Annotated in this window: 20 protein-coding genes and 3 tRNA genes; 18 read left to right on the top strand and 5 right to left on the bottom strand. The window is 64.5% G+C overall.

From position 1 onward, the window contains the following. The first annotated feature begins 59 nt into the window (after nucleotides 1-59). Nucleotides 60-437: a cell cycle two-component system response regulator CpdR gene (gene cpdR / locus A9D14_RS04400; protein ID WP_066843267.1), complete on the top strand. Its 378-nt coding sequence runs from the start codon at nucleotides 60-62 to the stop codon at nucleotides 435-437. Nucleotides 438-566: 129 nt separating this feature from the next. Beyond that, nucleotides 567-641: transfer RNA gene (locus A9D14_RS04395), tRNA-Val, on the top strand. 108 nt (nucleotides 642-749) lie between these two features. Here A9D14_RS04395 and A9D14_RS04390 read toward each other — a convergent pair. Beyond that, entirely contained in the window at nucleotides 750-1,727 is a 978-nt protein-coding gene (locus A9D14_RS04390) for a quinone oxidoreductase family protein (protein ID WP_066843260.1), read from the bottom strand. Between the two features lie 194 nt (nucleotides 1,728-1,921). Between A9D14_RS04390 and A9D14_RS04385 the strand changes: the two genes are divergently transcribed. Together A9D14_RS04385 and A9D14_RS04380 are read left to right on the top strand one after the other, a co-directional pair. Beyond that, nucleotides 1,922-3,148: an NADP-dependent isocitrate dehydrogenase gene (locus A9D14_RS04385; protein ID WP_066843258.1), complete on the top strand. Its 1,227-nt coding sequence runs from the start codon at nucleotides 1,922-1,924 to the stop codon at nucleotides 3,146-3,148. A gap of 95 nt (nucleotides 3,149-3,243) precedes the next feature. Beyond that, the gene (locus A9D14_RS04380; RefSeq protein ID WP_066843257.1) at nucleotides 3,244-4,869 is read left to right on the top strand and encodes a bifunctional GNAT family N-acetyltransferase/carbon-nitrogen hydrolase family protein; all 1,626 of its coding nucleotides are present in this window, start codon (nucleotides 3,244-3,246) and stop codon (nucleotides 4,867-4,869) included. Here A9D14_RS04380 and A9D14_RS04375 read toward each other — a convergent pair. Then, nucleotides 4,866-5,144: a hypothetical protein gene (locus tag A9D14_RS04375; RefSeq protein WP_066843255.1), complete on the bottom strand. Its 279-nt coding sequence runs from the start codon at nucleotides 5,142-5,144 to the stop codon at nucleotides 4,866-4,868. The two genes, A9D14_RS04380 and A9D14_RS04375, sit on opposite strands and share 4 nt — an antisense overlap. 612 nt (nucleotides 5,145-5,756) lie before the next feature. On the opposite strand from A9D14_RS04375, the gene A9D14_RS04370 reads away from it, so the two are divergent. After that, on the top strand, nucleotides 5,757-6,170 hold the full coding sequence (locus A9D14_RS04370) for a hypothetical protein (RefSeq protein WP_066843253.1): 414 nt from the start codon (nucleotides 5,757-5,759) through the stop codon (nucleotides 6,168-6,170). A gap of 12 nt (nucleotides 6,171-6,182) precedes the next feature. Here the strand turns inward: A9D14_RS04370 and paoC are convergent, their stop codons facing one another. From paoC to paoA, 3 genes are read right to left on the bottom strand one after another with little or no spacing between them, the layout of a single operon-like run. Beyond that, nucleotides 6,183-8,384 carry an aldehyde oxidoreductase molybdenum-binding subunit PaoC gene (gene paoC / locus A9D14_RS04365; RefSeq protein ID WP_066843252.1) on the bottom strand — a complete coding sequence of 734 codons (2,202 nt, stop codon included), beginning with the start codon at nucleotides 8,382-8,384 and terminating at the stop codon, nucleotides 6,183-6,185. Continuing rightward, nucleotides 8,381-9,346, bottom strand: a complete 966-nt coding sequence (locus tag A9D14_RS04360) for an FAD binding domain-containing protein (RefSeq protein ID WP_066843250.1) — start codon at nucleotides 9,344-9,346, stop codon at nucleotides 8,381-8,383. Before A9D14_RS04360 ends, paoC begins: the two co-directional genes overlap by 4 nt. Then, nucleotides 9,343-9,942: an aldehyde dehydrogenase iron-sulfur subunit PaoA gene (gene paoA / locus A9D14_RS04355; RefSeq protein WP_415877352.1), complete on the bottom strand. Its 600-nt coding sequence runs from the start codon at nucleotides 9,940-9,942 to the stop codon at nucleotides 9,343-9,345. The genes A9D14_RS04360 and paoA overlap by 4 nt, the downstream gene beginning before the upstream one ends. Between paoA and A9D14_RS19780 the strand changes: the two genes are divergently transcribed. The 13 genes from A9D14_RS19780 (at nucleotide 9,941) to A9D14_RS04295 (ending at nucleotide 20,891) form a co-directional block, all read left to right on the top strand. After that, on the top strand, nucleotides 9,941-10,204 hold the full coding sequence (locus tag A9D14_RS19780; protein ID WP_198302088.1) for a hypothetical protein: 264 nt from the start codon (nucleotides 9,941-9,943) through the stop codon (nucleotides 10,202-10,204). The two genes, paoA and A9D14_RS19780, sit on opposite strands and share 2 nt — an antisense overlap. A gap of 84 nt (nucleotides 10,205-10,288) precedes the next feature. Then, nucleotides 10,289-10,363 (top strand) — tRNA-Glu (locus tag A9D14_RS04350). A gap of 24 nt (nucleotides 10,364-10,387) precedes the next feature. Further along, nucleotides 10,388-10,462: transfer RNA gene (locus tag A9D14_RS04345), tRNA-Glu, on the top strand. A 502-nt stretch (nucleotides 10,463-10,964) separates the two neighbouring features. Next, nucleotides 10,965-11,216, top strand: coding sequence for a hypothetical protein (locus tag A9D14_RS04340; RefSeq protein ID WP_157668131.1), 252 nt, complete (start codon nucleotides 10,965-10,967; stop codon nucleotides 11,214-11,216). Nucleotides 11,217-11,336: 120 nt separating this feature from the next. After that, nucleotides 11,337-12,557 (top strand): sensor histidine kinase, encoded by a 1,221-nt coding sequence (locus A9D14_RS04335; protein WP_066843246.1) that lies wholly within the window; start codon nucleotides 11,337-11,339, stop codon nucleotides 12,555-12,557. 167 nt (nucleotides 12,558-12,724) lie between these two features. Then, nucleotides 12,725-14,131: an OprO/OprP family phosphate-selective porin gene (locus A9D14_RS04330; RefSeq protein WP_066843244.1), complete on the top strand. Its 1,407-nt coding sequence runs from the start codon at nucleotides 12,725-12,727 to the stop codon at nucleotides 14,129-14,131. Nucleotides 14,132-14,253: 122 nt separating this feature from the next. Continuing rightward, nucleotides 14,254-15,294 carry a substrate-binding domain-containing protein gene (locus A9D14_RS04325; RefSeq protein ID WP_066843241.1) on the top strand — a complete coding sequence of 347 codons (1,041 nt, stop codon included), beginning with the start codon at nucleotides 14,254-14,256 and terminating at the stop codon, nucleotides 15,292-15,294. 21 nt (nucleotides 15,295-15,315) lie between these two features. Continuing rightward, nucleotides 15,316-16,698 (top strand): phosphate ABC transporter permease subunit PstC, encoded by a 1,383-nt coding sequence (pstC, locus tag A9D14_RS04320; protein ID WP_066843239.1) that lies wholly within the window; start codon nucleotides 15,316-15,318, stop codon nucleotides 16,696-16,698. Further along, nucleotides 16,691-17,986: a phosphate ABC transporter permease PstA gene (gene pstA / locus A9D14_RS04315; protein WP_066843237.1), complete on the top strand. Its 1,296-nt coding sequence runs from the start codon at nucleotides 16,691-16,693 to the stop codon at nucleotides 17,984-17,986. The genes pstC and pstA overlap by 8 nt, the downstream gene beginning before the upstream one ends. 28 nt (nucleotides 17,987-18,014) lie before the next feature. Further along, on the top strand, nucleotides 18,015-18,821 hold the full coding sequence (gene pstB, locus A9D14_RS04310) for a phosphate ABC transporter ATP-binding protein PstB (protein ID WP_198302045.1): 807 nt from the start codon (nucleotides 18,015-18,017) through the stop codon (nucleotides 18,819-18,821). Further along, nucleotides 18,818-19,498, top strand: a complete 681-nt coding sequence (gene phoU / locus A9D14_RS04305; RefSeq protein ID WP_066843233.1) for a phosphate signaling complex protein PhoU — start codon at nucleotides 18,818-18,820, stop codon at nucleotides 19,496-19,498. Before pstB ends, phoU begins: the two co-directional genes overlap by 4 nt. Nucleotides 19,499-19,599: 101 nt before the next feature. Next, on the top strand, nucleotides 19,600-20,289 hold the full coding sequence (gene phoB, locus A9D14_RS04300; protein WP_066843228.1) for a phosphate regulon transcriptional regulator PhoB: 690 nt from the start codon (nucleotides 19,600-19,602) through the stop codon (nucleotides 20,287-20,289). A gap of 149 nt (nucleotides 20,290-20,438) precedes the next feature. After that, the gene (locus A9D14_RS04295) at nucleotides 20,439-20,891 is read left to right on the top strand and encodes a hypothetical protein (protein ID WP_066843227.1); all 453 of its coding nucleotides are present in this window, start codon (nucleotides 20,439-20,441) and stop codon (nucleotides 20,889-20,891) included. The last annotated feature ends 24 nt before the right edge of the window (nucleotides 20,892-20,915 follow it).

Genomic DNA, 20,915 nt, shown 5'->3' with positions numbered 1-20,915 from the left:
GCCTTGGGGAGGGGGATGGCCGTCATGACATCAGGACAAGAGGGGCCTTTGTGACTTCCATGATTCGCATTCTACTTGCCGAAGACGAGGAATCGATGCGCACCTACCTCGCCCGCGCGCTGGAGAATGCGGGGTATGACGTGGTGGCGGTCGATCGCGGCACCCATGCGCTGCCCTTGCTGACGAACGAGCATTTCGACCTGCTGCTGTCCGATATCGTGATGCCCGAGATGGACGGCATTGAACTGGCGCAGCGCTGCGCCAAGATTTCGCCGTCGACCAAGGTAATGTTCATCACCGGGTTCGCGGCCGTGACCATGAAGGCCAGCCGCGAGGCGCCGCAGGCGCGCGTGCTGTCCAAGCCGTTCCACCTGCGCGACCTGGTGCTCGAAGTCGAGCGCCTGTTCGACGAGAATGTCGCCAGCCTCGAGCGTTAGGCCCCTTTCCCCAGGCGACCGGCAGGAATTTTCGGCCCCGCTGACGTTTAGGCTTGAACAGCGCGAAAACCATCGCTAGGGGACGCGCCTGCCTTCCGGGACGAACCGGCTGGCACACCGCGACAGAGTGGGCGTATAGCTCAGTGGTAGAGCACTGTGTTGACATCGCAGGGGTCGGAAGTTCAATCCTTCCTACGCCCACCATCGCGGCTCCCCGATAATCGACGCAGGCCGTCCGGCTCTTTGTCCGGCTGCGCGGCCTCATGACCGGGACCGGTCGGCGCATCGCGCGAACCGGCCCGGCAGCCGTCGTCAGGGCTTCAGGATCGTCGCGCCCACCGTCTTGCGGTCTTCCAGCATCCGGTGCGCCTTCGCGGCGTCCTGCAGCGGCAGGCGGATGCCGATGTCGGCATGCACGATCCCGTCGGCGATCATCTGCATCAGGCGGCTGGTCCCGGCACGAAATTCGTCGTCCTTGGCGTAATAGTGCATCATGGTCGGGCGCGTCGTGAACAGGCTTCCGTGCGCGGACAATGCGCCCAGGCTGACGCCGGTGACGGGACCGCTCGCATTGCCGAAGCTGACGACCAGGCCGCGGCATTTCGCCGCCTTCAGCGACATTTCCCACGTATCGGCCCCGACACCGTCGAATATGACGTCGGCACCCTTGCCGTCGCTCGCCTGCCGGACGGTATCGAGAAGCTCTTCCTCCCCATAGCCGCAGACCAGAGATGCGCCTGCCGCCCTGGCGATGGCCCGTTTTTCCTCGGTGCTTGCCGTGGCGACGACCCTTGCGCCGATATGGGCCAGCCAGCGGACCATGATCTGCCCCGTCGCGCCCGCCCCGGCATGGACCAGCACGACATCGCCGCGCTTCACCCCGGCGCAGCGTTCGATCAGCGCCTCGGCCGTGCAGCCCTTAAGCATCAGCGCCGCGGCCTGTCCGAAATCGACCGCCTCGGGCAGCGGGACCAGCCACTTGGCATCCACGATACGCGCGCTGGCATAGGCGCCCAGCCCCGACTTGAAGGTCGCCACGCGGTCGCCCGGCCGCACATTGCCGACGCCCTCGCCGACCTCCTCGACCACGCCCGACGCCTCGAGCCCCAGGCCGCTGGGCAGCGGCACTTCGTAGAGGCCGGACCGGTGATAGGTATCGATGAAGTTCACCCCCACCGCCTCGTGCCGCATCAGGACCTGGCCCGGGCCGGGCTTGCCCAGTTCCACCTGATCGAAACCGATCGCATCCGGACCGCCGGTTTGCCGGATCACTGCCTGAAATGCCTGCATGTCGCCATTACCTCGTCGCTTGTGTGCTGCTGCGCGATGTAGGCGTCCCCCTCGCGCAATGCCACCGAGGGCGGCGCATTCGGCAAGCGCCCTTGCGCCTGCGCCGCGCTTTGCTAAGACCCGCTCGACTCATTCGTGCGCGGGGCCCCAGGCGCCGTGCTCCTCCCAATCAGACGAAGAGAGATGAAAGCCCCATGGAGAAGATCAAGGTAAAGAACCCCGTCGTCGAGATCGACGGCGACGAGATGACGCGGATCATCTGGGAATGGATCCGCGAGCGCCTGATCCTCCCCTATCTCGACATCGACCTGAAATATTACGACCTGTCCGTCACCAAGCGTGACGAGACTGACGACCAGATCACCATCGATGCCGCCAATGCCATCAAGGAACATGGCGTCGGCGTGAAATGCGCCACGATCACCCCCGACGAACAGCGCGTCGAGGAATTCGACCTCAAGAAAATGTGGCGTTCGCCCAACGGCACGATCCGCAACATCCTGGGCGGCGTCGTCTTCCGCGAGCCGATCGTGATCTCGAACGTGCCGCGGCTTGTGCCCGGCTGGACCGATCCGATCGTCGTCGGCCGCCACGCGTTCGGCGACCAGTACCGCGCCACCGACACGCTGATCCCCGGCAAGGGCAAGCTGCGGCTGGTCTTCGATTCCGAAGACGGCAAGAACGACATGGACCTGGAAGTGTTCGACTTCCCCTCGCCCGGCGTTGCCATGGCGATGTACAATTTGGACGATTCGATCCGCGACTTCGCGCGTGCGTCGTTCAACTATGGCCTGGGCCTTGGCTGGCCGGTCTATCTGTCGACCAAGAACACGATCCTCAAGGCCTATGACGGGCGTTTCAAGGACCTGTTCCAGGAAGTGTTCGACACCGAGGGCTTCAAGGAAAAGTTCGAGGAAAAGGGCATCACCTACGAACACCGCCTGATCGACGACATGGTCGCATCGGCCCTGAAGTGGAGCGGCAAGTTCGTCTGGGCCTGCAAGAACTATGACGGGGACGTGCAGTCCGACACGGTGGCGCAGGGCTATGGCTCGCTGGGCCTGATGACGTCGGTGCTGATGGCGCCTGACGGCAAGACCGTGGAAGCCGAAGCGGCGCACGGCACCGTCACGCGCCACTATCGCCAGCACCAGCAGGGCAAGGCGACCAGCACCAACCCGATCGCGTCGATCTTCGCATGGACCCGCGGCCTGATGTATCGCGGCAAGTTCGACGACACGCCCGAACTGGTGAAGTTCGCCGAGACGCTGGAGCAGGTCTGCATCGAGACCGTCGAGAGCGGATCGATGACCAAGGATCTTGCCCTGCTGATCGGCCCCGACCAGAACTGGATGACGACCGAGCAGTTCTTCGAGGCGATCGTCAACAACCTTGAAGCGAAGATGGCCAACTGGTCCTGATCTTCCGTTTCGTGCGTTAGGATGGCACCGGTCCCGCTGCGCGCGGGGCCGGTGCCTTCGCATTTCCAGACCCGCCAAATTCCAGAGATTACCCTATGGCCAACACCCGCGCCCGCCTTGAAGTCCGTCAGGCACGAGCCACCGACGTATCGGGCATCGCCGCCCTCGTCCGCCGCGTCTATGACGACATGCCCGCCTATACCTATGGCGAGATCCGCGGCCAGATGAACAATTTCGCCGAGGGCTGCTTCGTTGCCAAGCTGGATGGCAAGATCGTGGGCTATTGCGCATCGATGCGGGTGGCGCAGGGGCTGGCGTTTTCTCCGCACGACTGGGACGAGATTACGGGCAACGGCTTCGGGTCGCGCCACGATCCCACGGGCGACTGGCTCTACGGCTACGAGATGTGCGTCGATCCCAAGGTTCGCGGCACGCGGATCGGGCGCCGACTGTACGAGGAACGGCGCGCGCTGGCCGAGCAGCTTGAACTGACCGGCATCGTGTTCGCGGGGCGGATGCCCAATCTCAGCCGCTTCTGGCGCCGCGTCGAGGGGCCGGAGGATTACCTGGAGAAGGTGATCGAGGCCAAGCTCCACGATCCGGTGCTGCGCTTCCAGATGGCCAACGGGTTCGAGCCCGACGGCGTGATGGAGAACTATCTGCCGGAGGACAAGAAATCCAAGGCCTATGCGGTGCGCATGGTCTGGAAGAACCCCTTCGTCGACCGCGACCAGCCGACCAAGTTCCGCCTGCCCCGCGGGGTCGAGCAGGTGCGTATCGCGACCTGCCAGCTGCAGGCCCGCGCGGTAAAGGATTACGACGAGTTCATGCGCGGCATCGAATATTTCGTCGATGTCGCCGCCGATTACGAAGCCGACTTCATCCTCTTTCCCGAGCTGTTCACCCTGCCGCTGCTCTCTTTCGCGGAAAAGGAACTGAGCCCGCAGGAAGCGATCGAGGCGTTGAGCTGGTACACACCCAAGATCCGCAAGGCGCTGTCCAAGATGGCGCTGGAATACAACATCAACATCATCGGCGGGTCGCATCCCACGCGCATGGAGGACGGCGACATCCACAATGTCGCCTATGTCTGCCTGCGCGACGGTTCGATCCACGAGCAGGAGAAGATCCACCCCACTCCGAACGAGGATTACTGGTGGAACATCAAGGGCGGCGATTCGATCGACGCCATCCAGACCGACTGCGGCCCGATCGGCGTGCTGATCTGCTATGACAGCGAGTTTCCCGAACTGGCTCGCCGCCTTGTCGACGAGGGTGCGCGCATCATCTTCGTGCCGTTCTGCACCGATAGCCGGCAGGGCTATCTGCGGGTACGCTATTGCGCACAGGCCCGCGCGATCGAGAACCAGTGCTATGTCGTGATGGCGGGCAATGTCGGGAACCTGCCCAATGTCGGCAACATGGACATCCAGTATGCCCAGTCCTGCATCCTGACGCCGTGCGACTTCCCCTTCGCGCGCGACGGCATCGCCGCCGAGGCGAGCGAGAATGTCGAGACGCTGACGATGAGCGACGTGAACCTGGCCGACCTGTCATGGGCGCGCGCGGAAGGCACGGTGAAGAACCTCGCCGACCGGCGCTTCGATTTGTATCACATCGAATGGGACGGCAAGGTGGGCAAGGTCGCCCCCGATCCGGAACATGTCGCCGAGGCGCAGGGCGGCAGACCGCTGGGCCCCAAGCATGCGGGCGGCGGCTAGGGCCAGTCGCTGGAAGGGAGGGAGCGCCTTGCCCTGCCCAGCAGGCGGCAGGTCGCCATCAGCAGCGCCAGATTGACCAGCGGCGCAAGGATGACGACAAGCGCCCCCTGCATCCCGATGCGGTCGGCAATCGCGATCCATGGCATGCCGATGGTCAGGAGGAATGCGCCCACGAGCGGATCCTGCTCCTGCCCGAACAGGCCGAAGGTTCCGATCGCCAGTATGCCCAGCGCGCACAGATAGAGCGCCGCGAACAGGCCGCAGACGATCCTCATCCTCCGACGACCAGCGCGTCGGGGATGACATGGCTTTCGGGACCATAGATGATGGTCGTTTCGTCGCCTGACCGCCGGGCTTCGAAGCGGTTGCGGCCGGGTATTCGCCCATGCCGGTGTTGGCGTCGCCCGTCGGGATGGAGGCGATCGTCAGCCCGTCGATGGCCGCCACGATCTCGCCCGGAAGGGCGGCGGCTTGTTCTTCCGCCGGACAGCCGACCAGCAACGCGCTGTTGTCCAGCAGACCGGCCACGGCCTCGCTCTCGCCAAGCCTGCGGCAGGGATCGCCTAGTGCTTGATAGCCGTCGCCGAACGGGGACAGGCTGGCGGGAAACCGGAGGGCGCCGGCCGCGCCGGATTCCGATCCGGCGGACGATAGGCCGCATGCCGACAGCATGGCCGCCGCGGTGACGATACCCGTGGTCATGACGGGACGCATGCTTATTCCCCCGACAGAATGTGCACGACCCGCTTGCGGAGATACCCGAAATACAGGCTGTCGTCCCGGACATTTGTAGCGCGATCCGCTTATGCGGAAAATGCTATTGCGAGTCTATTGCATTATGTCGGCGGACGTGAAATCCTGCCGGTCGATCAGAAAAGGGAATCAGCATGTATCGATTTCTCGACCGGCATCTGGCCGATCTCGACGAAGGTGCGCGGATTACGGTCGATGCCGTTCGCAAATGGGTGACCGCAGTGGCCGAACGCAAATGCCCGGCCGACGCCGTGGCGCCATTGTTCCTCGACCGGCGGTTGATCGGCGCGATGGCTCCGTTCCACCGGGCTCTGACGCTGCTGGCGGTGCATGGGCGGATGCAGCTTGGCTTTGCGCGCGAATGCTGCCCCGTGGTCGCAGAGGGAGAGGCATTGCTGCTGTCCCTGCTCGACCGCACGAGCGATCGCAGGCGCACCTGCCTGGCCGCCGTGAACGAACCCTATGTCGAGGCGCTGCAGCAGGCCGTCATGGAACTGGAAGCCGCGATGCAGGTCGCAGGGCTTGCCCCCGGCAGCGCCGGACGCTGAACCATGCAGCCGTCAGGCGATGGCCGGCAGACGCGACAGGTGCTTGTCGAGCGTGATCGGATAATCGCGCACGCGCACACCGGTCGCGTTATAGATCGCATTGGCGATCGCCGCGCCCACGCCGCACAGGCCCAGTTCGCCCACGCCCTTCGCCTTCATCGGCGACGTCGTTTCGTCGGCCTCCTCCAGGAAGATCACCTGCTGGTGCGGGATGTCGGCATGGACCGGCACCTCGTATCCCGCCAGATCGTGATTGACGAAGAAGCCGAAGCGGGTGTCGACGGCCAGTTCCTCCATCAAGGCGGCGCCTGCGCCCATGGTCATCGCGCCGATCACCTGGCTGCGCGCCGCCTTGGGGTTCAGGATCCGCCCTGCGGCACAGACCGCCAGCATGCGGCGAATCCGCGGCTCTCCGGTAAAGGCGTTGACCGCCATCTCGACGAAATGACCGGCGAAGGTCGATTGCTGGAAACGCTTGTTAAGATCGCCGTATTCGATGGCATCCTCGGCTACCAGCTCTCCGCCAGAGGCTGCCTGCCGCAGCGGCACCGCGCGTCCTGACGCTCGGATCTCTCCATCGGCGAAATCGACATCGTCCGCCGCGCTGAAGCCGGCTGCCGCCGCTGCCTGCTCGCGCAGCTTGACGCAGGCGGCATAGACGCCCGCAGTCGAATTGGCCGCGCCCCATTGGCCGCCCGACCCAGCCGAAGCGGGATAGCTCGAATCGCCCAGCCTGACGGTCACGGCATCCAGCGGCACGCCCATCATCTCGGCCGCGGTCTGCGCGATGATCGTATAGGTGCCGGTGCCGATGTCGGTCATGTCGGTCTCGACGATGACGCGCCCTTCGGGGGACAGGCGGACCCGCGCGCCCGATTTCATCAGTATATGGTTGCGGAAACCCACCGCCATGCCGGTGCCGATCAGCCACTCGCCCTCGCGCCGCTGGCCCGGCCGGGGATAGGCCTTGCCCTCGTTCCAGCCGAATTCGGCTGCGCCGCGCTGCAGGCATTCGATCATCTGCCGCTGGCTGAAGGGCCGGTCGGGATTGACCGGATCGACCTGCGTATCGTTCACGATGCGCAAATCCACCGGGTTCATGTCGAGCTTTTCCGCAAGCTCGTCCATCGCGATTTCCAGCGCCATCAGGCCGGGAGCCTCGCCCGGCGCGCGCATGGCATTGCCTTCGGGCAGGTTCAGCACGCCCAGCCGCACCTGCGTCAGCCGGTTCTCGCCCGCATAGAGCAGTTCGGTCTGCGCGGTCGCGGTCTCGATATCGCCGTTCGGCAGATTGCCGTTGATCGAGACGTGCGAGATCGCGGTCAGCCTGCCGTCCCTGCCCGCGCCCAGCTTGATGTGCTGGATGGTGGCGGGGCGATGCGTTGTATTGTTGAACACGAAGGGGCGCGGCAGCATCACCTTGACCGGCTTGCCGACCTGCCTGGCCGCCAGCGCGGCCAGCACGGCATCGCTGCGCAGGAACAGTTTCGAACCGAAGCCGCCGCCCAGGTAAGGCGAATCGACGCGCACGTTCTCTTCCGGAACCTGCAGCGCGGCGGCCAGCGAGCGCTTGTTCCACTGGATCATCTGGTTCGACGTCCAGATCGTGACCTTGTCGCCCGACCAGTCGGCGATGCTGGAATGGCATTCCATCATCGCATGGCTTTCATCGGGCGTGGTATAGGTCTGGTCGAGGGTTACCGCCGCCTGCCCGAAGGCCGCATCGAAGTCGCCATGGCGAACCTCGCTGTCCTCCTTCAGCGGAGCCGTCGGCGCGATGGCGGAAAGGTCGAACTGCCCGTCCTCGCGGTCGTATTTGACGCGGATCAGCGATGTGGCGGCGCGGGCCTGTTCGAAACTGTCCGCCACCACCAGCGCGATGGCCTGGTGATAGTGCTGGATAACAGGGCCACCGAACAGGTTCGCCGCGTTGAACCCCAGCAGCGGCACAGGTTCGTGGTCCAGCGTCGAGACGATGCCCACCACGCCGGGCGCGGCTTTCGCCTGGGACAGGTCCATCGATGCGATGCGCCCCTTGGCGATGGCTGAGCCCAGGACATAGCCGTAAAGCTGCCCGTCCGCGACATCGTGCCGTTCATAGGCATAGGGGGCGAGACCGGTCGTCTTGACCGGCCCGTCGATCCGGTTGGTCGCCTTGCCGACCAGCTTCATGCGGTCGATCGGATTGGTGCCCGCGGGCTGGTCGAACTTCATGCCGCGTTTCCTTTTGCCCGCGCTTCCGCAAGAACTGCGGCCAGCGTGCGTTCCACCAGCGGAACCTTGAAGGCGTTCTCCTCGGTCGTGACCGCGCCCTGCGTCAGAACCCGTGCCGCCGCAGACGCGCCGTTGCGCAATTGCGCGTCGGCAGCGGCGCTGCGCCATGGTTTCGATCCCACGCCACCAACGGCGAAGCGCCCGGTGCCGTCCGGCTGCATCACCGCCGCGACCGATACCAGCGCGAACGCATAGGATGCGCGGTCGCGCACCTTGCGATAGATATGCGTCCCGCCCAAAGGTTTCGGCAGCGTGACGGCAGTGATCAGCTCACCCTTTTCGAGCACATTGTCCCGTTCCGGCGCGGTGTCCCAGGTGCGGTGGAAATCGGCGATGGGGATGGTCCGCGTGGTGCCATCCGGCTTCACGGTCTCCACCCCGGCGTCGAGCACGCGCATGGCCACCGCCATGTCGCCGGGATAGGTCGCGATGCACAGCTCGCTGACGCCCAGCATGCCCAGTGGCCGCGAATAGCCTTCAAGCGCGGCGCAGCCCGATCCGGGGACGCGCTTGTTGCAGGGCTGGTTGGTGTCGTAGAAATAGGAACAGCGCGTGCGCTGCAGCAGATTGCCTGCCGTAGTCGCCTTGTTGCGAAGCTGTCCCGAAGCGCCGGCCACGATGGCGCGGGTCAGCACGCCGTAATCGCGGCGAACCGTTTCGTGCGCTGCTAGATCGGTGTTCGACACCAGCGCGCCGATCCGCAGGCCGCCGTCCTCGGTACGCTCGACCGTGTCGAGACCCAGCCCGTTGATGTCGACCAGGTGGGTCGGTGTCTCCACCTCGATCTTCATCAAATCGATCAGATTGGTGCCGCCGGCGATGAACTTGGCGCCGGTGCGCTCGTTCACGGCGCGCGCAGCTTCCGCCGGGCTTTTGGCGCGCTCGTAAGTGAAAGCCTTCATGCGCTCTCTCCCGGGACCTGCTCTCCCGCGACCTGCTCTCCCGCGACTTGGGCCATCGCCTCGGCAATGTTGGAATAGGCGCCGCAGCGGCAGATATTGCCGCTCATCCGCTCGCGCATTTCCATTTCGGTGGGGGCGAAATCGCCGGTCAGGTCGTCGCTGACATGGCTGGGGATGCCCTTGCGGATCTCGTCGAGCACGGCCACGGCGGAGCAGATCTGGCCCGGCGTGCAATAGCCGCACTGATAGCCGTCATGCTCGACGAAGGCGGCCTGCATCGGGTGGAGGTCGCCGGGTGTTCCCAGCCCCTCGATCGTCACGATCTGGTCGTCCTGGTGCATGACCGCGAAGGACAGGCAGCTGTTGATCCGCTCGCCATTCACCATAACCGTGCAGGCGCCGCACTGGCCGTGATCGCAACCCTTCTTCGTGCCGGTCAGCTTCAGATGTTCGCGCAGCGCATCCAGCAACGTGACCCGCGTGTCGAGCTGGAGCGAGCGATCCTCTCCATTGACGTTGAAGCGGAGCGATTCGGTCGGCACGTCATCCGCCTGGGCCGCGGCGGCAGTGGACGATAGCGGCGGGGTTGCCGTCATGGCCACGGTGGCCGCGCTGCTTGCAAGCAATCCGCGCCGGGAAATCGGCAGGATCGCGCCTTGTTCGTTTCGCATCGATGAAGTCGTCCCCGAAAAATCATGGCCCGAAAAATCATGGGTGGGTTCCGCGAAGGGCATCGCCATTGTCGCCCGTTGTGTCCTCATAACGCAAGCCGCGCCCGAAGATAGCTGTACTTTGGTCCGCGGGGCGAAGCCTGGGCGCAGGCGAAAAACGCGCGATCTGCCGCTAGGGCCGGTGTGAAATCGGATGGTCGGCGCAAAAACTCTGCAATCTTGGCTTGACCCCCGTGCGCCACCTATCTAGAGGGCCATTCCGCACCACGGAGGCCCCTTCGTCTAGCGGTTAGGACGCGGCCCTTTCACGGCTGAAACACGGGTTCGATTCCCGTAGGGGTCACCAAGGTGCGGCCTTGCTTCACAGCATGGCCCCTTCGTCTAGCGGTCAGGACGCGGCCCTCTCACGGCTGAAACACGGGTTCGATTCCCGTAGGGGTCACCATGACCGGCACCACTTCCACCAGATTCACGGTCTGCATGCCTGCCCTTGGGCAGCGCCTTATCGCGCGCATTGCTCGTAAAGCGCCTGCTCAGCCATGGTGGGTAATCCTTTATGAGCATCTGCGCGGGCTGGCCAGGCGGTGCTGGGTGCCAGACCGTCGGTGTTCGCGGACTCGCCGGGATTCAGTCGCTTGCGCATCGGCGTTGTCCGGATCGACTCGCGGCCAGCTTGCGGCCTGGCTCCAGATTGCCCGAAGGCCCTCATTCTTTCGAGGTTGTTAACGAATTCGGTTTCGTGCTGTCTATTCTTCCCGTCTTCAGCGGAGGGGGCCGAGATGCGATTCAGGCGAGCGGTTTGCGCGACATGCCGACAAGCCAGAGGCACCGTCGCTGGCTGTCCGACATGTGGAAACGCCGAAACGGCGGACGATCTGTACGATTCGCTTCGGCGGTCGGGATTGGTCGTGCGGCGCGGCGGGATAAGCCGCGCCAGGCGCCGGACGATGGCCGCGCTGCTGGCGGCCTTTGGCGCGCTGCTGGCGCTGCTGGGCCAGGCAGGCGGCGAATGGGCGCTTACCTCGCTGGGCACGATGATCGTCGCATTCGCCGCGATCTGGGCCTTCGCCGCCGATGCGATCGGGGTTGCCGCGGGATTTGCCAATTCGCGCCCCGGCCGATTGACGATCTGCACGGCGCTGTTCGTCATGGCGGTTCTGGTGCTGGGTTCGCACGACGCCGTCGCATTGCTGCGATAGGCTGACAACCGGGCGACAGAGGCCTGCTTCGGACTGGCGCATTGCGCCGCCGCTGACTATCGAGCGACGGATGTTGCGTGCACCGCCCCGATTCCCGACCACCCCCGATCGAGCCGGACGATGAGCATGGCGGGACTGCCGTGGGGCGGAATATTGCTCGCGCTGATGGGGGCGATCGGCATCTGGGTCACGACCTATGATGGCGCGCTGGTCGGCGCGATCCTGCTGGTCTGGGTCTGCTCGCTGTTCCTGCGTCGCCGCGATCCCCCGCCCGCGCCCGAGCCGCCCGCCCGCGGCACGCTGGATCCCGAGCAGACGCGCGAACTGATCGAGCCCTTGTCCCAGCCCTATCTGATGATGGAAAAGGGGCGCATCAGCATCGCCAACCGCGCCGCGCGCGAGGTTCTGGGCCCGCATATCCTGGGCCAGGATTCGCGCGTCGCGATCCGCCATCCCGAAGCGATCCGCCTGATCGACAGCGCCGAAGGCGGCAGCGCGACGATCAAGGGATTGTCCGGTCCGCGATCGATCTGGAACGTATCGGTTCGCCCCGTCGACAATGCGCGCACCACGATCGAACTGGTCAACCGTACGGCAGAGGCCGACATCAGCCGCGCGCACACCGATTTCGTCGCCAATGCCAGCCATGAACTGCGCACGCCCCTGTCCTCCATCATCGGCTATGTCGAGACGATGCTGGAGGCCGACGCGGACGACGGGCACGCGATGAAGCCTGCGACCCGGCATCGATTCCTGGAAATCGTGGCCAAGGAAGCGAAACGGCTGCAGGCGCTGGTCGAGGATCTGATGAGCCTGTCGCGGGTCGAGGCGGGCAAGCACGACCTGCCCCCGACCGTGCTGGACCTGCGCGAACTGACCGAACATGTCGTGTCGACCGTGACCTCGCTGCATGGCAAGGACCGGGTGATTCTCGACGTCGATCCGCGTCCGATGCCTGTCAGGGGCGATACGCAGCAGCTGGACCAGCTGACCCGCAACCTGATCGACAATGCGATGAAATACGGCTCGAAGACCGAGCCAGTCCGGGTGACGGTCAAGCCCGGCGACGCCAGTTTCGAGATGAAAGTGGCCGACCGCGGCGAGGGTATCGCGCCCGAGCATCTGCCCCACCTTACCCGGCGTTTCTATCGAACCGATCCCGGGCGCAGCCGCGCGGCGGGCGGAACGGGCCTGGGCCTCGCCATCGTGAAGCATATCGTCGAGCGTCATCGCGGACGGCTGGATATCGCGAGCGAACTCGGCGTAGGCACCACGATCACGGTAAGATTGCCGCGGCACGTGGAAGACGAATCGAAGCGGCCGAAAAAAACGGTCGCCTGACCGCAACCCGGTTTCCGCCGCGGAAAATTTTTCACTGCGATCCCGCAGAGTTCCGCCGGTTCGGCACGGTAAGCGCTGCCTGTTACGAGTGATGTAACAAAACTGTCACCGGTCGGTCATAGGGGCGTCGGCAAGTGGTCATCCAACTGTCATCAAAGTGTAATCCCATGCAACGTGCACTCACCGTTTCCGTCGCCGGCCTGGCCATGATCGCCGCCTCTCCCGCAGCCCATGCGCAGCAGGACGATCGCGCGATCCAGGCCATGCAATCCGAACTTTCGGCAATGCGCGCCGCCATGGATGCCATGAACACGCGGATCGAGGAGCTGGAGGGCGAGCTGGCCAGAACCCGTTCGGCAAAAGCGAACGGGGCGATTCCGGCCGATGCCGTCGCGGCAGAACAGGCCGCCCTCGCCGCCGCACAGGCTGAGCCCTTGCCCGCCGAGGAAGCGCCGCAGACCACCATCGCATGGAACGGCGGCCCCGAACTGTCGCACCCCGATGGCTGGAGCTTTGGCGTCAGCGGCCGCCTGAACTATGACGCGGCCTATATCGATGCTCCCGAAAGCACGGGCCGCGACGAAGGATTTTCCAGCGGCGCCCGCCGGCTTCGCGTCGAGTTCGAGGGCGAGGTCCCCGGCAATTTCGGCTATGACCTGGGCATAGAGGTCGGCAGCGGCGAAGCGGTCGTGATGGACGCGACGATCAGCCATCGCAGCGGCCCCGTCACCTTCATGGTCGGCCAGCACAACACTTTCCAGTCGATGGAAGAGCTCAGCAGCAGCCTGCACACTTCGTTCATCGAACGGGCGGCCTTCACCGACGCATTCGTGTTCGAGCGCCGGATCGGCGTGTCGGCGCAATATTTCCAGGACGACTTCCTGGTCCAGGGCGGGCTGTTCACCGACAATATCGAAGCGCCGGACAACCGAAACGAGGGCGGCGACCTGCGGATCGCCTACACACCCAGAATTGGCAGCACGCAGCTTCATGTCGGCGGATCGGTGCACTACACCGACCTCGACGGGCTGACCGACAGCCTGCGCTACAGCCAGCGGCCCCTCGCGCGGCCGCCGCGCACCCGCTTTGTCGACACCGGCGACTTTTCGGCGGACAGCGAGACCGGAATCGGGGCCGAAGCCGCCGCCATCATGGGCCGGTTCCACGTCGCGGGCGAAGCCTTCTGGCAGCATGTCGAGCGGGCCGACTTCGCCGATCCGACTTTCTTTGGCGGCTATGCCGAGATCGGCTACTTCCTGACCCCGGGCGATCGGCGCGGGTACAGGAAGGGCGTGTTCGACCGCATCAGGCCCACCAACCCGCTTAACGAAGGCGGCTTCGGCGCGCTGCAGTTCAACCTCCGCTACGACTACCTCGACCTTCAGGAAGCCGATATCGCGGGCGGGGAGCAGAACCTGTACGGTGCCTCCCTGGTGTGGACGCCGACCGACTACACGCGCTTTTTGATGAACTATGCATATATCGATTACGACAGTGCCGTCATCCCGACCGCAAGCGGCGATAATGATTACGGCGTGCACAGCCTAAGCGCCCGGGCGCAGCTGGATTTCTAGCGAAAACTTGCGGCCCTAAAGCCTGAACAATCAACGATTTGGATCCGTTGCACCGCGCCGGTGTCACATAACTGTCATATGCAGTCCATATTGGCGCGTGCGATTCGAAAGGAAATTTTTTCATGCGCATGACGAAGCCCCTCCTGCTGGCCGCGCTTTCGGCCGCCACCCTTGCAGCGTGCGGCGGCCCGCAGTCCGCCGGCCGCGACCAGATCAAGGCGGTGGGCTCCTCCACCGTCTATCCGTTCGCCAAGGCCGCGGCCGAGGAATTCAGCCGCACCTATCCGCAGTTCTCGTCCCCGATCGTCGAATCGACCGGGACCGGCGGCGGCTTCAAGCTGTTCTGCGGCGGCGTGGGCACGCAGTATCCCGACATCGCCAATGCATCGCGCCGCATGAAGCCTTCGGAAATGGAGACCTGCATGGCCAATGGCGTGACCGAAGTGGTCGAGCTTCAGGTCGGCCTTGACGGCATCGCGATCGCCGAATCGATGGAAGGTCAGAATTTCTCGCTGACCCCGGCCCAGGTTTACGAGGCACTGGCAGCGGAGCCCTATGGCAAGCCGCAGACCGCGAAGAACTGGTCGGACATCGACCCCTCGTTCCCCAACGAGCCGATCCTGGTCTATGGCCCCCCGCCGACGTCGGGCACGCGCGACGCGCTGGCCGAGCTGATCCTGACCGAGGGCTGCAACACCGATCCGTCCGTCGCCGCGATGAAGGAATCGGACGAGGACCGCTATGAGCAGATCTGCACCGAGGTCCGCGACGACGGCGCTTTTGTAGAGCAGGGCGAGAACGACAATCTGATCGTGCAGAAGCTGGCGACGAACCCCAAGGCGATCGGCGTGTTCGGCTATTCCTTCCTCGAGGAAAACAACGACAAGCTGCGCGGCCTTAGCCTGGGCGGCTTCGAGCCGACCTATGAAAATATCGCCAGCGGCGATTATCCCGGCGCCCGCCCGCTGTATATCTACGTCAAGAAGCAGCATGTGGAAGCCGTGCCCGGTCTCAAGGAGTATCTCTCGACTTGGGCCGAGAACTGGGGCAAGGACGGCCTGCTTACGAGCAAGGGCATGATCGCCTCCACGCCCGAGGTGGCAGCCCGCAACGCCGAGGTGGCTTCGAATCTTCCGACGATTCAAGCCACGGATCTGCAATAAAGCGAGCCTAATACCCTAGCGATGTCGCCAGCAATTCTCGTCCTTCTCGCACTCGGCCTTGGCTTGGCCGGGTGGCTGGCGGCTCGCTCGCGGGCTTATGCGTTCGGCGCGAAGGGTGCGCAGCGCCTGCATTCCCTGCCCAGCTATCATGCCTGGTACGTTGCGCTGTGGGCGTTCGTCCCCGCCATCCTACTGGCCCTGATCTGGAGCGCGGTCAGCCCGCAGCTGGTGCTGCAGGCGATGCTGTCCCACCCTGCCGCCGACGCGCTGCCGCCGTTCGGCCTGGCGCGAAACACGGTCTTGGGCGAGGCGATCGCAGTTGCCAGGGGCGACATGCAGGCGGTCTTCGATCCGCGCGCACAGCCGCTGGTCGAACCCGCCCGCGCGGCGCTCTCGCGCTATGGGATCATCGGACTGGTCGTTACCCTCGTGGCCGGATTTGCCGGAGGCGCGTTCGCCTTCCTCAAGCTGCGGCCCGACTTCACCGCCCGCACCCGGGTAGAGCGGATGATCATGGGCCTGCTGCTGCTGGCATCGCTGGTGGCCATCCTGACGACTTTCGGCATCCTGGCATCGCTGATCTTCGAGACCGCGCGCTTCTTCGGCATGGTCAATCCGATCGACTTCCTGTTCGGCACGCACTGGTCGCCCGACCCGATGCGCGATCCCGCCTATGCCGCGGGAGAGGATTACGGCGCCCTGCCCCTGTTCTGGGGGACGATCTATATCGGCGCCATCATCGCGATGATCGTCGCCATCCCGCTCGGCATGGGCAGCGCGATCTATCTGACGCAATATGCCTCGCCCACGCTGCGCCGGTGGCTGAAGCCCATCCTCGAGATTCTGGCTGGCGTGCCGACGGTGGTCTATGGCTATTTCGCCGCGCTGACCGTGGCGCCCTTCATCCGCGATGTCGCGCAAGGCATCGGCATTTCCAGCGCCAGCAGCGAAAGCGCGCTGGCCGCCGGCCTGATCATGGGGGTGATGATCATTCCCTTCGTGTCATCGATGGCCGACGATTCGATTGCCGCCGTCCCCGCCGCGATGCGCGACGGCAGCCTGGCCATGGGCGCGACGCAATCGGAAACGATCCGCAAGGTGCTGGTCCCCGCCGCGCTTCCCGGAATCGTGGCCGGCGTCATGCTGGCGGTGTCGCGCGCCATCGGCGAAACCATGATCGTGGTCATGGCCGCGGGCGCATCGGCCAATCTTACCGGCAATCCGCTGGAGAGCATGACCACGGTGACGTACCAGATCGTCGCCATGCTGACGGGCGAAGGCAGCTTCGACCACCCGGCCACGCTGTCGGCCTTCGCACTTGGCATGGTGCTGTTCGCCGTGACGCTGGCGCTGAACTTCATCGCGCTGCGCGTGGTGAAGCGCTACCGCGAAGCCTATGAGTAAGGATGCGATGAACACCGCCTCTCCCTCGGACGTCGCCGATATCGACCGGCAGCGCGCCCAGCGCAACGCACGGCTCGAGAAACGGCTGAAGAACCGCTATGCGGCAGAGCGGCGCTTCAAGCTGGCGGCGATGTTCTCGGTGCTGATCTCGGTCGCGGTGCTGGCAGTGCTGCTGGTGGCGATGACGTCGAACGGCATCGCCGGTTTCACGCGCGCCGAAATGAAGGTGCCGATCGACTTCGCCGAGCTGGGCCTTGCCATCGACCGCAGCCAGCTCGACCAGCCGGGTGCCGAGAACGTGCTGCGCTCGGCCGGGCTTGGCGATGCGCTGCAATACGCGGCGACGCAGGCCTATGGCGCGGATGTGGCGGACGAGCTGGGCGGCGGCGCAGCGCGCGATCTGGCCGCGAAGATCGCGTCCGATCCCGACATGCTGGACGGCCAGGCTACGGTGTCCCTGCCGGTGGACGAGGATCTGGCGGCTGCCTATCGCGGCGAAGGTCCTGCCGAACTGCAGGCGATGGCTGCACGCCTGAAGGATGAAGGCGTGCTGACCCGCGCCTTCGACTGGGGTTTCCTTGCTCGCGCCGACGCCACCGATCCGCAAGAGGCCGGCATCTGGGGCGCGCTTAAAGGATCGCTGCTGACGATGATCGTCACGCTGGTTCTGGCCTTTCCCATCGGCGTGCTGGCGGCCGTCTATCTCGAGGAATACGCCCCCAAGAACAAGTGGACCGACATCATCGAGGTGTCGATCAACAACCTTGCCGCCGTGCCCTCGATCATCTTCGGCCTGCTGGGTCTTGCGGTCTTCCTGTGGATCTTCCCCAACCTGCGGTCCGCGCCGATCATCGGCGGCATGACGCTGGCGCTGATGACGATGCCGGTTATCGTGATCAGCGGCCGCAATGCCATCAAGTCGGTGCCGCCGTCGATCCGCGACGGTGCACTGGCGATCGGCGCGTCGCCGGTGCAGGTCGTGTTCCACCATGTCCTGCCGCTGGCCCTGCCCGGGATCCTGACCGGCACGATCATCGGCATGGCGCGCGCCCTCGGCGAAACCGCCCCGCTGCTGATGATCGGCATGCGCGCCTTCGTCGCCACGCCGCCCGATGGCTTCACCTCTCCGTCCAGTGTCCTGCCCGTCCAGATCTTCCTGTGGTCTGACGAGATCGATCGCGGCTTCGTCGAGCGTACCTCTGCCGCCATCATCGTGCTATTGCTGTTCCTGCTGGCCATGAACGGCCTCGCCATCTACCTGCGGAACAAGTTTGAACGCCGCTGGTAATTCTTGAGACCGTCAAATGAAGATGACCATGCCAGAACAGAACACGGCCGAAGCCACCACGCAGACCGCCGCCGCCGCCAAGCCGAAGATCTCGGCGCATGGCGTCTCGGTTTTCTACGGGGACAAGAAGGCGATCGACGATGTGTCGATCGATGTTCACACGCGCTATGTGACCGCGTTCATCGGCCCGTCGGGTTGCGGCAAGTCGACGTTCCTGCGCTCTCTCAACCGCATGAACGACACGATCGCCAGCGCCCGGGTCGAGGGTGAGATACTGCTGGACGGCGAGGATATCTACCGCTCGCGCATGGACGTAGTGCAGCTGCGTGCACGCGTCGGAATGGTGTTCCAGAAGCCGAACCCGTTCCCCAAGTCGATCTACGAGAACATCGCCTACGGCCCGCGCATCCACGGCCTGGCCTCCAGCAAGGCCGAAATGGACCGCATCGTCGAGGAATCGCTGCAGCGCGCCGGCCTGTGGGAAGAGGTGAAGGACCGGCTTGCCGATTCGGGCACCGCGCTTTCGGGCGGGCAGCAGCAGCGCCTGTGCATCGCGCGCGCCATCGCGGTCGATCCCGAAGTGATCCTGATGGACGAACCGTGTTCCGCGCTCGACCCCATCGCGACCGCGCGTATCGAGGAATTGATCGACGAATTGCGCGGACGCTATGCCATCGTGATCGTCACCCATTCGATGCAGCAGGCCGCGCGCGTGTCGCAGCGGACCGCGTTTTTCCACATGGGAAAGATGGTCGAATACGGCAAGACAAGTGACATCTTCACCAATCCGCGCGAGGAACGGACGAAGGACTATATCACGGGGCGCTACGGCTGATTATGGAACACACGGTCAAAGCGTTCGAGGAAGACATCACTCGCCTGCGCGGGCTGGTTGCCGAGATGGGCGGCCTTGCCGAGCTGTCGGTCCAGGAATCGCTCGATGCCATCGTGAATGGCGACGAGGAACTGGGCAACCGGGTCATCGCCCGCGACAAGGAAATCGACACGCTGGAGATGGAAATCGACCGGCTGGCGGTTCGCACCATCGCCCTGCGCGCACCCATGGCTGACGACCTGCGCGAGGTGATCGCAGCGCTGAAGATCGCCGGCGTGGTGGAACGGATCGGCGATTACGCCAAGAACATCGCGAAGCGCGTCAACCGGATCGAGGGGCGCCGCCGATTCGAGCCGCTGGCGCTGATCCCCGCCATGGGCGAGATCGCGGTCGAGATGGTGCATGACGTGCTGACTGCCTATGCCGCGCGCGATCCGATGCTGGCCAAGGAAGTGATCGCCCGCGATGCGCGCGTCGATGCGTTCTATGACAGCATCTTCCGCAATGTCGTGACCCACATGGTCGAGAATCCCGCCACCATCGGCAGCGCCGCGCAATTGCTGTTCGTCGCCCGCAATATCGAGCGGGTGGGCGATCATGCGACCAATGTCGCTGAAATGGTGCATTTCTCCGCCACGGGCATCTATCCGCCCGACCGCGAGGATCACGAGGGCTGATCGTCGGATCCCAGTCGCACAAGTTTCAACTCCCTGTCATATGCTGGTAATAAATAGCGTGTGAGGGAGTGACTGACTGCCACTAACAAGGATCCGAAGACGTGCCCGCACCGCGCCTGCTTCTCGTCGAAGACGATCTCTCGCTTGCCGAACTGCTGCAATACCGGTTCGAGGCCGAGGGTTACGAAGTGCATGTCACCGGCGACGGTGACGAAGCGCTGATCCTGGCCGACGAGCAGGCCCCCGACCTCGTCATTCTGGACTGGATGGTCGAAGGCACCAGCGGTATCGAAATCTGCCGCCGCCTGCGCCGCGACAAGGAAACGGCGCATGTCCCCATCGTCATGCTGACCGCGCGCGGCAGCGAGGACGACCGCATCCGCGGCCTGGAAACGGGCGCCGACGATTACGTGACCAAACCCTTCTCTCCGCGCGAGCTGATCGCGCGCGTCGGTGCGGTCCTGCGCCGGGTGCGCCCCGCCCTTGCCGGCGAAATGCTGGAAGTCGGCGACATCAAGCTCGACGCCACCAGCCACAAGGCCACCCGCCGCGGTCATTCGCTGCAGCTGGGGCCGACCGAATTTCGTCTGCTGCGCTTTTTCATGGAACATCCCGGCCGCGTCTTCAGCCGCGGACAATTGCTCGACGCGGTCTGGGGCACCGGCAGCGACATCGAACTGCGAACGGTCGACGTGCATATTCGCCGCCTTCGCAAGGGCTTGACCGTCGAGGGTAGCAAGGATCCAGTCCGCACCGTCCGCTCCGCAGGTTACGCCTTCGAAGCGGCCTAGTCGTTTTTGCTGCGTTGCAAGATTGACATAAGATTAACCGAAGAGCAGCCTCCCCTTTCTCGGGCACATTACCGTAAAACCGCTAGTATATCGGGATTGCCCGAGGGAGACTTGTGCCTTTCGCACAGGTTCCATCAAGGGGAAAACAGATGAGAACTGTCAAGTTACTCACGCCGCTGATTGCGGCGACGATGGCGTTTGCCTGCCCGCAACTTGCCATGGCTCAGGATGAGTGGCCATTCACGAGCGGCGAATATGTCGAGGTGTCTGGTATCGAGATCGATGACGGCCATAGCCTGGACTATGCCAACCATCTTGCCGGCATGTGGCGCAAGGGCCAGGAATTCGCGCTGGAGCAGGGCTGGATCACCGGATACGAAGTGCTGATCAATTCCTTCCCGCGCAAGGGCGAGCCCGACGTCTATCTGCTCACGCGCTGGACCGAATGGGAAACGCCGGAACAGGAGGAAGCGCGCGCCGCCGCCTATCGCCAGCACCTGGCGATGACCACGACGCAGATGGAGCAAGCATCCGGCCAGCGCGCAGATTACCGCGAACTGGTCGGCTCGATGCTGTTGCGGTCCATGAAGTTCCGCGACTGATTACGACCAACGAGGGCGGGTATG

Source organism: Croceicoccus marinus, from assembly GCF_001661675.2.
GTDB lineage: Bacteria > Pseudomonadota > Alphaproteobacteria > Sphingomonadales > Sphingomonadaceae > Croceicoccus > Croceicoccus marinus.
The sequence above is the reverse complement of the archived record's forward strand: the minus strand, read 5'-3'. Positions and strand labels throughout refer to the sequence as shown.